At 35.8% G+C, this 15,139-nt stretch carries 10 protein-coding genes; 8 read left to right on the top strand and 2 right to left on the bottom strand.

Features of this window, described 5'->3' with window-relative positions; genetic code table 11:
* Positions 1-152 precede the first annotated feature (152 nt).
* From RB619_RS10030 to RB619_RS10065, 8 genes are all read left to right on the top strand, one after another.
* The gene (locus tag RB619_RS10030) at positions 153-1,544 is read left to right on the top strand and encodes an MFS transporter (RefSeq protein WP_308096945.1); all 1,392 of its coding nucleotides are present in this window, start codon (positions 153-155) and stop codon (positions 1,542-1,544) included.
* 29 nt (positions 1,545-1,573) lie between these two features.
* Entirely contained in the window at positions 1,574-2,764 is a 1,191-nt protein-coding gene (locus tag RB619_RS10035) for a glycosidase (protein ID WP_308096946.1), read from the top strand.
* Between the two features lie 6 nt (positions 2,765-2,770).
* Positions 2,771-3,961 (top strand): AGE family epimerase/isomerase, encoded by a 1,191-nt coding sequence (locus RB619_RS10040; protein WP_308096948.1) that lies wholly within the window; start codon positions 2,771-2,773, stop codon positions 3,959-3,961.
* 44 nt (positions 3,962-4,005) lie between these two features.
* Positions 4,006-4,563: a carbohydrate binding domain-containing protein gene (locus tag RB619_RS10045; RefSeq protein ID WP_308096950.1), complete on the top strand. Its 558-nt coding sequence runs from the start codon at positions 4,006-4,008 to the stop codon at positions 4,561-4,563.
* 2 nt (positions 4,564-4,565) lie between these two features.
* On the top strand, positions 4,566-5,801 hold the full coding sequence (locus RB619_RS10050) for a glycosyl hydrolase (RefSeq protein ID WP_308096952.1): 1,236 nt from the start codon (positions 4,566-4,568) through the stop codon (positions 5,799-5,801).
* Between the two features lie 281 nt (positions 5,802-6,082).
* Entirely contained in the window at positions 6,083-7,369 is a 1,287-nt protein-coding gene (locus RB619_RS10055; protein ID WP_308096954.1) for a cellulase family glycosylhydrolase, read from the top strand.
* 155 nt (positions 7,370-7,524) lie between these two features.
* Positions 7,525-9,084 (top strand): glycosyl hydrolase family 28 protein, encoded by a 1,560-nt coding sequence (locus RB619_RS10060; RefSeq protein ID WP_308096956.1) that lies wholly within the window; start codon positions 7,525-7,527, stop codon positions 9,082-9,084.
* A gap of 106 nt (positions 9,085-9,190) precedes the next feature.
* The gene (locus RB619_RS10065; RefSeq protein ID WP_308096958.1) at positions 9,191-11,170 is read left to right on the top strand and encodes a glycoside hydrolase family 97 protein; all 1,980 of its coding nucleotides are present in this window, start codon (positions 9,191-9,193) and stop codon (positions 11,168-11,170) included.
* A gap of 118 nt (positions 11,171-11,288) precedes the next feature.
* On the opposite strand, the gene RB619_RS10070 is transcribed toward RB619_RS10065, so the two are convergent.
* Positions 11,289-12,245: an aldo/keto reductase gene (locus tag RB619_RS10070; protein WP_308096960.1), complete on the bottom strand. Its 957-nt coding sequence runs from the start codon at positions 12,243-12,245 to the stop codon at positions 11,289-11,291.
* 368 nt (positions 12,246-12,613) lie between these two features.
* Complete coding sequence (bglX, locus tag RB619_RS10075; RefSeq protein ID WP_308096962.1) at positions 12,614-14,911, bottom strand: beta-glucosidase BglX; 2,298 nt, start codon at positions 14,909-14,911, stop codon at positions 12,614-12,616.
* Between the last annotated feature and the right edge of the window lie 228 nt (positions 14,912-15,139).

The raw sequence follows: 15,139 nt of genomic DNA on the forward strand, positions 1-15,139 counted from the left end.
AGAGATCAAAAGAAACAAGTTTCCACACATAGATAAACTATGTGCATTTAAATTAGTGAAACGCCTTTTTTAAATCTTCAAAAAAACTATGTCTCTATGTGTTAAAAACAAAATAACAACCAAATCAAAAACAAACCTTTAAAAAGAATTCAATGCACGACAAAATTAATTTAAAAGAAAAAATCGGTTACGGTCTCGGAGACGCTGCATCATCCATGTTCTGGAAAATTTTCAGCATGTACCTTCTCTTTTTCTATACCGATGTTTTCGGGTTAGCCCCTGCTGTCGTAGGAACCATGTTTTTAATTACCAGAATCTGGGATTCCTGTTTTGATCCTATCGTAGGAATCATTGCTGACAGAACAAAAACAAAATGGGGAAAATTCAGACCGTATTTATTATGGATTGCCGTGCCTTTTGCTGTAATTGGAGTTCTAACTTTTTACACACCTGATTTCAGCGAAAAAGGAAAAATAATATATGCTTACGTAACGTATTCATTAATGATGATGATCTACTCGTTAATAAACGTTCCGTATGCTTCACTTTTAGGCGTAATGTCGTCTGACCGAAAAGAAAGAACAACTTTATCTTCTTACCGAATGGTTTTTGCTTTTGGAGGAAGTTTATTGGCACTTTGGTTAATTGAACCTTTAGTAAATTACTTTGGCGGAAGCCTTAATTCTAAAACGGGCTGGTTGGCAACCATTGCAATTTTTGGCGTTATTACGACTGCATTTTTCTGGGCTTGTTTCTTTTTCACCAAAGAAAGAGTTCAACCAATAGAAGATGAACAATCTAACTTAAAAGAAGATTTAAACGATTTACTAAAAAACAAACCTTGGTGGATTTTATTAGGAGCTGGAATTGGGACTTTGGTTTTTAATTCTATCAGAGATGGTGCCGCGGTTTATTACTTTAAATATTATGTAAGCAGTTCTGTAAACTTCGATTTTTCACTTTTCGGAACTGATTTTCACATGGCACCAACTTCAATTTATTTAGTATTAGGTCAGGCAGCAAATATTATCGGAGTTATATTGGCAACTCCAATTGCGAATAAAATTGGCAAGAAAAAAACCTTTTTTGGCGCAATGGCAATCGCTTCAGCTTTGAGTATTATTTTCTATTTCTTCGGAAAAGAAGATGTGTTCTTAATCATGACTTTCCAAATTTTAATCAGCATTTGTGCGGGCTGTATTTTCCCGTTAATCTGGTCAATGTATGCTGACAGTGCCGATTATTCAGAATGGAAACAGGGACGTCGTGCAACGGGCTTGGTTTTCTCAGCTTCATCAATGTCACAAAAATTTGGATGGACAATTGGCGGTGCTGGCGCTGGATGGCTTTTGGGCTATTATGGCTTTCAGGCCAATGTTGAGCAAACCGCTACAGCACAACACGGAATTCAATTAATGTTAAGCATACTTCCTGCAATTGCGGCCGCAATATCAGTCGCTTTTATTGCCTTCTACCCGCTTTCTGAAGAAAAACTGCAAACGATAGAACAAGATTTAAACGAAAAAAGAGACCAGAAAATTTAAAAATAAATCAGATACAGAAATAAAAATATATGACAACAATATCATCTTCAGCTGTTTTTCAGGACCGAAAAGCAGCATTAGAAAAAGAACATAAAGCACTTGTCGAGCAAAAAAATGCTCCCGAAGAAAATGCTGGAAACGGAATTTATCAGCGTTATAAAAATCCTGTTGTTACCGCAGCTCACGTGCCTTTGAACTGGCGTTTTGACTTAAACGAAAAAACAAATCCGTTTTTGCAGGAAAGAATTGGAATGAACGCAGCGTTTAATGCCGGCGCTATGAAATGGAACGGAAAATATTTGCTTGCAGTACGTGTGGAAGGAATTGACAGAAAATCATTTTTTGCAATTGCCGAAAGTCCGAATGGTGTTGATAATTTTAAGTTTTGGGAGAAACCATGTGTGATTCCTCAAACCGAAGAACCAGATACAAACGTTTATGACATGCGTTTGATCAATCACGAAGATGGCTGGGTTTACGGTATTTTTTGTACCGAAAGAAAAGATCCAAAAGCACCAAAAGGCGATACAAGTTCGGCTGTAGCCAATGCTGGAATCGTGCGCTCTAAAGATTTAATAAACTGGGAAAGGCTTCCAGATTTAATTTCGAATACAGGACAACAGCGCAATGTTGTTTTACACCCAGAATTCGTAAACGGAAAATATGCTTTATATACACGTCCACAAGATGGTTTTATTGATGTTGGAGCTGGTGGCGGAATTGGATTAGGTTATGTTGAAGACATGAAAAACCCAATTGTTAAAGAGGAAAAAATCATCTTCGGGAAACAATATCATACAATTTATGAATTGAAAAACGGTCTAGGTCCCGCTCCTATCAAAACCGAAAAAGGTTGGTTACACTTGGCACACGGCGTTCGTAATACTGCTGCAGGTTTGCGCTATACATTATATATGTTCATGACTGATTTGAATGATATTTCAAAAGTTACACACGTTCCTGCCGGACATTTTATGGGACCTGAAGGAATTGAAAGAGTTGGTGATGTATCAAATGTTTTATTCTCAAACGGTTGGATAGAAGATGCTGATGGAACTGTTTATGTGTATTACGCATCATCAGATACGAGAATGCATGTTGCAGTTTCATCTGTTGCAAAACTTGTTGATTATGTTACGAATACGCCAGCCGATACATTTATTTCTGCAGGTTCTGTAGAAACGATTATCAGCCAAATTGAAAAAAATAACGCAATATAATTCGTCGTGTCAGCAAAACTAAAGCAATTAAAATCTGAACTTTCAGCCGAACTTGATTCCATTTTAAAATATTGGTCAAAAAACACTATTGACAATCAAAATGGCGGTTTTATTGGTCAGATTGATTTTGAAGAACATATTATCGCCAATACCGAAAAAGGTGCTGTTTTGAATGCCCGAATTTTATGGTCGTTTTCAGCAAGTTATCAGGTTACGAAAAATGAAGAACATAAAAAATTGGCAGAAAGAGCTTTTAATTTTCTTTCCAAATATTTTTATGACTCAGAATTTGGCGGTTTGTTTTGGAGCATCAATGTTGACAAAACACCAAAAGATACCAAAAATCAAATTTACGCTTTGGCTTTTGCGATTTATGGATTATCTGAATATTATGCTATTTCTAAAGATGAAAAAGCTTTAGAAATAGCCATCAATTTATATTTAAAAATTCAGGAGAACAGTTTTGATCCTGAAAACAAAGGCTATTTCGAAGCTTTAACCCGCGAGTGGCAACCAATTGACGATTTGCGTTTGAGCGACAAAGATGCCAATGAAAAAAAGACCATGAACACACATTTGCATATCGTCGAGGCGTATGCAAATTTGTTTAAAGTCTGGAAAGACAAAGCACTTCAAAATGATATTATCGGATTGCTTGAAACCATTCATAAACATTTTATCAATACTGAAACCGGACATTTGCGTTTATTTTTTGACGAAAACTGGATCGAAAAACCAGATGTAATTTCATACGGTCATGATATTGAAGCCGCTTGGCTTTTATTGCAATGTGCTGAAATATCAGAAGATAAAAGTTTGATTTCCCGCTATAAGAAACACGCTCTTTTAATGGCAGAAGTTACAAAAGAAGGCCTTGATTCTGATGGTGGTTTATGGTATGAATTAGATCCAAAAAACAATGAACTTGTTGCCGAAAAACATTGGTGGGTTCAGGCCGAAGCTTTAATTGGTTTTTATAACGCATACCAATTAACGGGCGACGAAAATTATTTAGACATTGTTTTTAAAAATTGGAATTTCATTAAAAAACACATTCTCGACAAAAAAAATGGCGAATGGTTTTGGGGAATTTACAGCGATTATACTTTAATCGAAAAAGACAAAGCCGGTTTCTGGAAATGCCCGTATCACAACAGTCGCGCTTGTTTAGAACTTATCCAGCGAATAAACGATTAAAAAAAACTTTCTACTGCATTTAATATTGAATTAAAATATTGATTATGAAAACACTCTTCTTTTTTTGTTCCCTATTTCTAATTACAATAACAAATGCGCAAACCAACTTAGTAAAAAACGGCGGATTTGAAACCGATCTTCTTAATTGGAGAGGCGAAGAAAATGCTGTGCTTTCTCCAATTGAAAAAAAATCAGGAAAGAAGAGTGCCGTAATTAATCAGTTTGTTGGCGCCGAGTGGAAAGCTTTGGACCAAATTATTACGTTGCCTAAAAACACTTATGCTTTAGAAGTTAGCGCTTGGATAAAATCTGACGCTATTGAAACTCAAAAAGAGGAATACAAAAGCGGTGCAGTAATTTTAGAATTTACAAATTCCGGAGACAAACAAATTAGTACTGAAAGAATTGGTCAGGCTGTAGGTTCTACAAACTGGACTCATTTTAAAAAGACAATAAAAGTACCTGCAGAAGCTAGGAAAATAAGAATTATGTTGGCGTTAGCTCAGACAAACGGAACTGTTTTTTTTGATGATGTAAAAGCCATAACACTTTCTGAAGAAGAATATCTCAAATTAAATCCGATTGCTAATCCTGAAAAATAAAAATGAAAAATACTATTCTGAAAATAACTTTCATAAGTGCGCTGTTTCTATCAATTATAGGCTGTTCTGGCAGTGATGATCCAGAGCCAGTAGTTGTGGTTGATCCGCCAGTTGTGGTCGACACTGATCCATTGACGACCGCAAATGCTGCAACGTATTTAGTTGATGCTAATGCGACCAAAGAAACGGTTGCTTTATTTTATAATTTAAAAAAATTAGCCAAAACTAAAACGGCAATTGGTCAGCAAGATGCTTTTAATAGTTATTACCAAGATGCGGGAGGCGATTCTGATATCAAAAAAAATACGGGTTATGATCCAGCTATTTTAGGTTCCGATTTTATGTTTATTACGGACAAAAGTAACGACGGTACGGCAAGCAATTGGTTTTATCAACAGGAACAAAAAATTGTTTCAGATGCAAAAGCCGCTTACGCAAAAGGCATGATCAATACTTTTTGCTGGCATTTGAGAGAACCTAATAAAGAGGAATCTTTTTATGCTGCCGATATGACATCGGAACAAAAAACTACAGCTTTCAGGAGCATTTTACCAGGCGGAACAAACAATGAATGGTATAAGAAAAAATTGGATAAAGTTGCCAGCGTAGTTTCCAATTTAAAAGGCGCAAACGGCGAATTGATTCCGATAATATTCAGGCCTTTTCATGAATTTGATGGAAGCTGGTTTTGGTGGGGAGCGAATTTTTCAACTGCTGATGAATACAAAAAAGCATACCAATTTACCGTTGATTATTTGAAGAATACTAAAGGCGTTCACAACATTTTATATGCTTTTTCTCCTGATAATTCATACACAACTCAAGCTGATTATTTGAGCCGTTATCCAGGCGATAATTATGTGGATATTATTGGAATGGACAATTATGGTGATTTCAATAATCAAGGACAAACTGGCGCTGATAGAGCAAACAGTAAACTAAAAATCCTTTCTGATTATGCAAAAACTAAAGTAAAAATTGCTGCTTTGACAGAAACTGGTTTTCGCGTAACAGGCACAACGCCTGCAATTACCGATTGGTTTTCAACTTTATTGTATAGTGCTTTAACTAAAAATGAGATCCAAATAAGTTACGTGATGTTTTGGAACAACAATAAAGACGGTTATTATGTTCCAAATGGTTCGGTTTCGAATACAACTGATTTTAAAAATTATAGTGCAAAAACAAAATCGGCATTAGTGAATTCCTTGCCGAAAATGTATGAATTGCCGAAATAACACAAAGTTTGTCATTCCGAGGAACGAGGACACGAGCGATAGCGAACTGGCGAAGCAATCTCCGCGAGTAACTCTGTCCTGAGAATCGCCAATCTTTATCGAGCTTCTTGTGGAGATTTCTCCTTCGTCGAAATGACAAGATTGTGGAAAATTGAAAAACTTAAACATCTAATAAAAACCTAAACCCTAGCCCTGATAGAAGTGGAAATCCTTTTATTTTTTTCTTTAAAAAATAAAAGATTGAAACGGATAGCAGGAAATTGCTCCTAAAAAAATAAATAATGAAAAGTATATTTCGCAAAACCCTTGGATTAGCTTTAATTTTTACCGCAATCGCTTGTCAGGCACAGGAACGAATTACGGTAAAAGGAACGCAATTTTACAAAGGCAATAAACCGTACGCGTACATTGGAACCAATTATTGGTACGGAAGTTTATTGGCCTCAAAAAAAATTGGAGATCGAAAAAGATTGCTTCGTGAACTAGACTTAATGCAGAAAAACGGCATTGATAATCTCCGAATTTTAGTTGGTGGTGATGGCGGAAAATATGATTTTACGGTTCGTCCGGCGTTGCAATACGAACAGGGGAAATACGACCAAGATTTATTGGACGGATTGGATTTCCTAATCAACGAAATGCGTAAACGTAAAATGTACGCCGTTTTATACTTGACAAACAATTGGGAATGGTCTGGCGGAATGTCGCAATATTTAGAATGGAACGGTAAAGGTTCGGTTCCGGTTCCGGGAATTGCTCCAAATACTTGGCCTCAGTTTATGTCGTATACAGAGCAATTTCACAGCTGTGAGCCTTGTATGAAAGCTTTAGAAAATCATGTGAAATTTATTATGGGAAGAACAAATGCGTATTCTCATAAAAAATACACAGAAGACAACACGATTATGGCTTGGCAAGTTGGGAATGAACCAAGACTTTTTACGGTTGAAAACGAAACAAAATTTACAGTTTGGCTAAACAATATTGTCAATTTAATGGACAGTTTAGACAAAAATCATTTGATTTCAACGGGTTCTGAAGGATTAAACAGCTCAAATGATGACATCGGAATTTTTGAGCGAACACATCAAAATCCGAATATTGATTATTTGACGATGCACATTTGGCCAAAAAACTGGGGTTGGTTTAAAGCAGATAATGCTGAAAAAACTTTACCAACGACTTTGGAAAATGCCGGAAAATATATTGACAAACATGTGGCTGTTGCAAACCATTTAAAGCGCCCAATAATTATTGAAGAATTTGGTTTGGGAAGAGAAAACGAAAGTTTATTACCAACGGCATCAGTCTCAAATCGAGATATTTTTTACAATTATATTTTTGGCCGAGTTGCTGAAAGTGTTAAAAATAACGGAGCATTACAAGGAGCGAATTTCTGGGGATTTGGTGGCGAAGGAAAAGCAGTTAACGAATCTGGAAAATGGAGTCCGGGCGATCCGTTAACGACAGACCCTCCACAAGAGCCACAAGGATTGAATTCGGTTTTTTCTTCGGATAAATCGACTTTGGATATTGTAAAAAAATACAATTTACAATTGAGGAAATAAAAATTTTAAACCATATAAGTAATTTAAGAAAATATAATTGAATCCCTATTCTCTGTAGAGACGCACTGCTGTGTGTCTTATGCGCAAAGAATAAACTGGACGTAGATGCAGATGCATTGCTGTGCGTCACTGCGGAATAACCAAATCAAAATTTGATGAAAAAACACATTTCTATATTATTCATTTTCTTTTCTATAATCTCAAATGCTCAGACTTTTGATGTAACAAAATATGGTGCAATTGGTGACGGAAAAACCATAAATACAAAAGCGCTTCAAAATACGATTGACGCTTGTTTTAAAAATGGAGGCGGAACAGTTTTTGTTCCAACGGGAATTTTTATGACGGGAACTTTGAATTTAAAAAGCAATGTAAACCTTCATTTAGAAAGCGGTGCCGTTATAAAAGGAAGCGCCAACATCAATGATTATATTCCCGTAAATGGCGTTCATTACGGAATGTTTTTTACTGAGAATTCAGAAAACATTACCATTTCTGGAAGCGGAACAATCGATGCAAATGGTGATACTTTTTTCGACACAACAAAAGCAAAAAAAATTGAATGGGGTGGCACTTCGGGAACGCGTCAAAAAGAAAATTTCAGAAAAGTTGTAGATGGCGGAATTGGAGACGGACCTATTGTACCAAAAGAAAGACCGTATCAAACTATCATTTTTAGTAATTGCAAAAGAGTCACAATAAAAGATGTTTTCATTACACAATCAACTTTCTGGACCATTTTGATTGCCGATTGTGACAGTGTTTTGATTGATGGAATTCGACTTTGGACGAATATGCTGGCGCCAAATGCAGACGGAATTGATATTACTTCAGGACGAAATATAACGGTTAGTAATTGCGATGTTCGCGCGGGCGACGACGCCATTATTGTTGTGGGTTACGCTTCGCATTTTGAAGTTCCGGGTTTTAAGGATTTGCGTCATTCTTCAGAAAATATCAATATTGTGAATTGTAACCTTCAGTCGGCTTCGAGCGCGATTCGCATTGGTTATTTTGATCATAATTCGGTTCGAAATATCAATATCTCGAATTGTAACATCACGAATTCGACACGCGGAATCGGAATTTTTCTGAGAGATCAAGGTTCTCTTGAAAACATAAATGTATCGAATGTCAATATCGAAACTAAACTCAGAACCGGTGATTGGTGGGGAAATGGTGAACCAATTCATATTTCGGCAGTTCGTGGAAAAGTAAAAGTTGCAGGCACAGAAACGGAAACTTTGGGCGTTATTAAAAATGTAACTTTCAGCAACATAAATTGCAAAGCTGAAAACGGAATTTTAATTTATGGTTCAGAAGAAAGTGTTTTGCAGAATATCAATTTCAAAAATGTAACTTTCGATTTTATCGACAGCAAATTAAATGATGTTGCCGGCGGAAATATCGATCTTCGTGGCTGTCTTGACGAAAAACAACAACTTTTTCAGCGTGATATTCCCGGAATTTACGGTCAATATGTTGACGAACTTACAATCGAAGATTTTAAATTAACGTGGACAAAAACCAGAATGCCTTATTTTACAAACGGTATCGAAATCAATAATTTTAATGATGTACGAATCATTAATTTTAAAGGAACTGGATCGCCAATTAATAAAAACGCTGTTCCAGTTTTATTAGAAAACGGAACTAAAACCGACTTGAATTTAGATAAAAAGATGGTTGTAAAATTGGTTAACGTTAAAAATTAATTTTCTCACCATATAAGTAATATAAATTCATTTAACTGGTTTGCGCATTTGCAGTCAGCTTTTTTAAATGAACTTATATTACTTATATGGTTTAAAAAATATTAGCATGAAAAATACATTTCTTCTTTTTTGTTTTTTATTTCTCACCGCTTCTTTTTCTCAAAAGAAAAAGGATTTCAACTTGACTTCTCCAAATGGAAAAATAAAGATTACTGTTTCTGTGAATGATAAAATTACATGGACGATTCTTCATGAAAAAGATTTGATTTTGGCTTCTTCCCCTATGTCAATGACTTTGGATGAAAATGTTGTTTTAGGAAAAAATGCTATTGTTTTAAATTCAAAAAAAGAAAATGTTGATACTTCATTTGAAACTCCTTTTTACAAAAAGAAATCGGTCGAAAACAAATACAATCAGCTGACTTTAAATTTTAAAAATGATTTCAGTATTGAATATCGTGCTTTTGACGACGGTGTTGCGTATCGATTTATCACTAAAAAGAAAAAAGACATTACCGTAAAATCAGAAGAAGTTACTTTGAATTTTGATCAAGATTACAATACTTTAATGCCTTATGTTCGTGATTTAAGAAATCCGAAAGATCCATTTATTTCATCATTTGAATCACATTACGAAAACAAAAAAATAAGCGAATTTTCAAAAGATACTCTTGCATTTTTACCGTTTTTAATTGATTATAAAAACCATAAAAAAGCCGTTTTTCTAGAAGCCAATTTAGAAGATTATCCAGGATTATTTGTGACAAATAACAATCAGAAAACAGGTTTTGAATCTCGTTTTTCAAAATATCCAATTCAGGAAACCAATGGCGGATTTAATTACCTCAACAAGTTAATTACCGAAAGAGCTGATTATTTGGTTAAAACCAAAGGAACGCGAACTTTTCCTTGGAGAGCGATTGTTATTTCTGAAAATGATTCGGCTTTAGCTAATAATGATATGGTTCAGAAATTATCCGAACCTTCAAAAATAAAAGACATTTCGTGGATAAAACCCGGAAAAGTCGCTTGGGATTGGTGGAACGATTGGAATATTTATAACGTTGATTTTAAAGCCGGAATTAATACACAAACCTATAAATATTACATAGATTTCGCTTCTAAAAACAAAGTCGAATATGTTGTTTTAGATGAAGGCTGGAGCGTTGAAACCGACATTATGAAACACAATCCGAATGTCGATTTGGAAGCTTTAATTGCTTACGCGAAAGAAAGAAACGTCGGAATTATTTTGTGGGCTTCGTGGATGGCGATAAACAATAAAGCAGAAGCCGTTTTTGAAAATTATGCAAAGTTAGGCGTAAAAGGTTTTAAAGTTGATTTCATTGATAGAGACGATGCAAAAATGGTGAATTCCGTTTATGATATTGCTCAGCAAGCCAGCAATCATAAATTGCTTTTGGATTTTCATGGCATGTATAAACCAACCGGAATTCAAAGAACTTTTCCAAACATCCTAAATTTTGAAGGTGTAAAAGGTTTAGAAAATAATAAATGGACACCGAATGATGATGTTCCATTATACGATTGCACAATTCCGTTTATCAGAATGATGGCCGGTCCAATGGATTACACGCCCGGCGCCATGCGAAATGCTACGAAAAGCGAATTCAAACCAAGTCATTCTAATCCTGTAAGTCAGGGAACAAGATGTCATCAATTGGCGCTTTACACCATTTTTGAAGCACCTTTGCAAATGATGGCTGACAGTCCAACGGCTTATATGAAGGAACAAGAAAGCACCAATTTTATTGCTAAAGTTCCAACCACTTTTGATGAAACTGTTTCGTTAAATAGTGAAGTTGGAAAGTTTGTAACGATAGCGCGAAAAAAAGAAAATACTTGGTATTTAGGCGCAATCACAAACTGGGATTCACGAGAAATTACAATTGATTTTTCTTTCCTAGAAAAAGGCAAAAAATTCGAAGCCGAAATTTTCTCTGACGGATTAAATGCTGATAAAGCCGCTGTTGATTTTAAAAGAGAAACTATAACCGTTGATTCAACAACAAAATTGACATATCGACTAGCAAACGGTGGCGGATTGGCGATGATTATAAAATAAATATGTCTTTTCTAGATATTTCAAACCCGACAGGTTTTAAAAACCTGTCGGGTTTAATATTCATGACGTAGACGCATTGCTGTGCGCCTCTACGATTATGCGTTTTTACGATTCACAATTAAGACAAAATCTTCTCAATCGCATTCAATTCATCATGCGTAAACTCCGTATTTTGCAAACAATCAATATTATTACACAATTGTTTTACAGAACTAGCACCAATTAAAACCGATGTAATTCGTTTGTCCTTTTGCAACCAAGCCAAAGCCATTTGCGCCAAAGATTGATTTCTATTCTTAGCAATTTCATTCAGCTGAATTAATTTCTGAATTCTTTCTTCCGTAACCTCATCTTCTTTCAAATGTCCGTTTGGATTATGAGCTCTCGAGTTTTCAGGAATTCCGTTTAAATATTTATCTGTCAAAAGTCCTTGCGCTAAAGGTGAAAATGCAATACAGCCCACTCCTTTTTCTTCTAAAACATCAAGTAAACCATCTTCAACCCAACGCTGTAACATCGAATATTTAGCTTGGTGAATCAAACAAGGCGTTCCCAATTGTTTTAAAACATCAACCGCAACACGAGTTTGCTCTGCCGAATAATTACTGATTCCAACATACAATGCTTTTCCGCTTCTAACAGCGTAATCCAACGCCATCATCGTTTCTTCAATTGGTGTTTCCGGATCAGGACGGTGTGAATAAAAAATATCGACATAATCGACTTTCATTCTCTTTAAACTCTGATCTAAACTTGACAATAAATATTTCCTTGAACCCCAGTCGCCATAAGGTCCGTCCCACATCGTGTAGCCAGCTTTGGTAGAAATTATAATTTCATCACGAAGGTTTCCTTGAAAATTATGCCACAGAATTTTACCAAAATTAGTCTCCGCAGAACCCGGAACTGGTCCGTAATTATTAGCTAAATCATAGTGAGTAATTCCTTTATCAAAAGCTTCTACAGCAATACTTTCAGCATTATCAAAATTATCTACTGATCCGAAATTATGCCATAATCCTAAGGAAATTTCAGGCAATAATAACCCGCTTTTTCCGCATCTGTTATATTTCATTATTTTAAGTTAAGGTTGGAAGTTTAATAGGTTTTAAAAATACAAAAAACTCCCGCAGATTTGGCAGATACAAGAGATAAAAAAATCTATCGAATTTGCCAAACCTGCGAGAGGAGAATATTTCTACCATTAATCTCGCAAAGTCGCAAAGTCGCAAAGTCGCAAAGTTTTAATTTAAAAATATGATTCAATAGCGTCCAGCTTTAGCTGGATGAAAATATAAACGCAATCAAAAAGGCTTTAGCCAAACTTTAAAGTTTGGCTAAAGCCTTTTCTTATTGAAATCTTATTCCCCCTAGCTAAAGCTAGGGGCTATTCAAAAAACCTTTGCACCTTTGTCACTTTGTCACTTTGCCTCTCAAAAAAATCTATTCTTTTATTTCAAAGCCACTTTGCAAACCTTTATCAGAACTTCCTCCAACCATGATTTTAAAAGTTCCCGGCTCAACTAAATACTTTCCTTCGTTATCATAAAAACCAAGTTCTTTATCCGTTAAAGTAAAAGTTACCGTTTTCGTTTCACCTTTTTTAAGATTAACCAATTCAAAGCCTTTCAATTCTTTTATTGGGCGAACGATGCTTGCAAATTCATCATGAATATACAATTGAACTACTTCTTTTCCGTCATAATTTCCTGAGTTTGTAACCTCAATGCTAACCTGAACTTTTTCTCCTTTTGCAAAAGATGTTTTATTCAATTTCAGGTTTTTATAATCAAAAGTCGTATAACTCAAACCAAAACCAAACGGAAATTGAGGTGTTTTCTCCACATCCATATAATGTGACCAGAAAACATTTTTATCGCTGTCTGTTGGTCTTCCAGTGCTGTATTTATTGTAATAAATCGGCACTTGACCTACATTTCTAGGAAACGACATAGGCAGTTTTCCGCTTGGGTTATAATCTCCGTATAAAACCTGTGCAACTGCATTTCCAGTCTGCGTTCCTAATTGCCAAGCCTCAACAATTGCCGGAATATTTTCTGCCGCCCACGGAATACTCAACGGACGACCATTATTCAAAACCAAAACTACATTAGGGTTTACTTTATAAATTTCCTCCAATAATTCTTGCTGTAAACCTGGCAAATTTAAATCCGTTCTACTTCTTCCTTCACCACTTTGAAAACCGTATTCTCCTAAAACCATTACTACAACATCTGCATTTTTTGCTGCAGTTTTAGCTACTTCGAATCCGCTTTTGTCTGTAGTATTAAAAACTGTTTCGGTCAAGAAAGTTGCTTTTTGTTTCAATAAATCGGCACCTTTTTCAAAAGTCAATTGATTGTCTTTGTATTGCTGCATTCCTTCCAAGACTGAAACTGCAGTATTATCATCCGCTGCAATTCTCCAGCTTCCTAACGGACTGTTTTTATCATTTGCCAAAGCGCCAATCAAAGCAATTTTTTGTCCTGATTTTTTCAGCGGAAGCAAATTCTTTTCATTCTTCAATAAAACGATAGATTTTTTCGCCATGTCTAAAACGCCATCATTGTTAGCTTTACTTCCAACAACTTCTTTTTCACGTTTTTCGTCGCAATATCTGTACGGATCATCAAATAAACCTAACTCAAACTTCACGCGTAAAATTCTTCTAACAGCATCATCAACCAAAGACTCTTTTACTTTTCCAGATTTTACTAAATCAACCAATTTCGCAACATACAAATACGATTCCATATCCATATCAGAACCCGCAATTACAGCTTTTGCCGTTGCATCAGCTTCATCTTTTGCGTAGCCGTGCGCAATCATTTCACGAATCGAAGCATAATCCGAAATCACAAATCCGTCAAACTTCCATTTTCCTTTTAAAATATCTCTTTGCAAAAATGCATTTCCAGTTGCTGGAACGCCATTTAAAGTATTAAAGGAATTCATAAACGTACGAACTCCAGCCTGAACTGTCGCTTCAAAAGGAGGCAAAACCGAATTATACAATTTAGAATTACTGATATCCACAATATTATATTCCAATCCCGCTTCAACATAACCATATGCGGCAAAATGTTTCGCGCAAGCCGCAATCGTATTTACTTTAGCCAAATCAGCAACAGTTTCTCCCTGAAAACCTTTTACACGCGCATAACCTACTTTACTTCCTAAATACGGATCTTCACCCGCACCTTCCATCACACGTCCCCAGCGCGCATCATTTGCAACGTCAACATTTGGTCCAAAAGTCCAATTAATTCCAGATGCCGAAGCTTCATCTGCTGCAATCGCCGCCGACTTTTTTATCGCTTCCAAATCCCAACTAGCTGCTTCTGCTAACGGAATCGGACTCAATGTCTTATAACCATGTATTACGTCAAAACCAATAATTAATGGAATTCCCAAACGTGTTTCTTCAACCGCTATTTTCTGCACGGCACGAACTTCTTTTACACCACGAACCGTCAGCATCGAACCGACTAATCCTTTTCTTAAATGTTCGTATTTTAATTCGGCCGTTCCGCCTTTTGGAGCCGGTCCAGTCACATCCCAAAAACCGTTATATTGGTTCATCTGTCCCACTTTTTCTTCCAAAGTCATCAAAGGCAAAAGCAAATCAATTCTTTGCTCAACAGTTTTATTTTTATCCAGATACGGCTTTTTTTGTGCATTCATATTTCCAACAGTAAACAGGGACAAAATCCCAATAATTATTATTTTTTTATTTTTCATAGTTTTTTTTAAAAAAAAGGTGCTAAGATTCTGAGATACTAAGTTTTTTCTTTTGGGCGTGTCCCTCCGGGTCGGGCTATCCGTTTCAAGTCCTCGCTCTTCCTTCGTCAGGCTGTGGGCTTTCCACTTCTATCCCTCACGCGAATCGTTTTCAAAAGAGCGTTTTTGATTATCTTGTCATCCTGAGGAACGAAGGATCACACTAGAAACTCCACATAGAACGTCACC

Source organism: Flavobacterium sp. LHD-80 (assembly GCF_030929605.1).
Lineage (GTDB): Bacteria > Bacteroidota > Bacteroidia > Flavobacteriales > Flavobacteriaceae > Flavobacterium.

Bases quoted from the DNA above. Each gene is read 5' to 3' on its own strand.
- RB619_RS10030 (WP_308096945.1), top strand. From the start codon at position 153: ATGCACGACAAAATTAATTTAAAAGAAAAAATCGGTTACGGTCTCGGA.
- RB619_RS10035 (WP_308096946.1), top strand. From the start codon at position 1,574: ATGACAACAATATCATCTTCAGCTGTTTTTCAGGACCGAAAAGCAGCA.
- RB619_RS10045 (WP_308096950.1), top strand. From the start codon at position 4,006: ATGAAAACACTCTTCTTTTTTTGTTCCCTATTTCTAATTACAATAACA.
- RB619_RS10050 (WP_308096952.1), top strand. From the start codon at position 4,566: ATGAAAAATACTATTCTGAAAATAACTTTCATAAGTGCGCTGTTTCTA.
- RB619_RS10055 (WP_308096954.1), top strand. From the start codon at position 6,083: ATGAAAAGTATATTTCGCAAAACCCTTGGATTAGCTTTAATTTTTACC.
- RB619_RS10060 (WP_308096956.1), top strand. From the start codon at position 7,525: ATGAAAAAACACATTTCTATATTATTCATTTTCTTTTCTATAATCTCA.
- RB619_RS10065 (WP_308096958.1), top strand. From the start codon at position 9,191: ATGAAAAATACATTTCTTCTTTTTTGTTTTTTATTTCTCACCGCTTCT.
- RB619_RS10070 (WP_308096960.1), bottom strand. From the start codon at position 12,245: ATGAAATATAACAGATGCGGAAAAAGCGGGTTATTATTGCCTGAAATT.
- bglX (WP_308096962.1), bottom strand. From the start codon at position 14,911: ATGAAAAATAAAAAAATAATAATTATTGGGATTTTGTCCCTGTTTACT.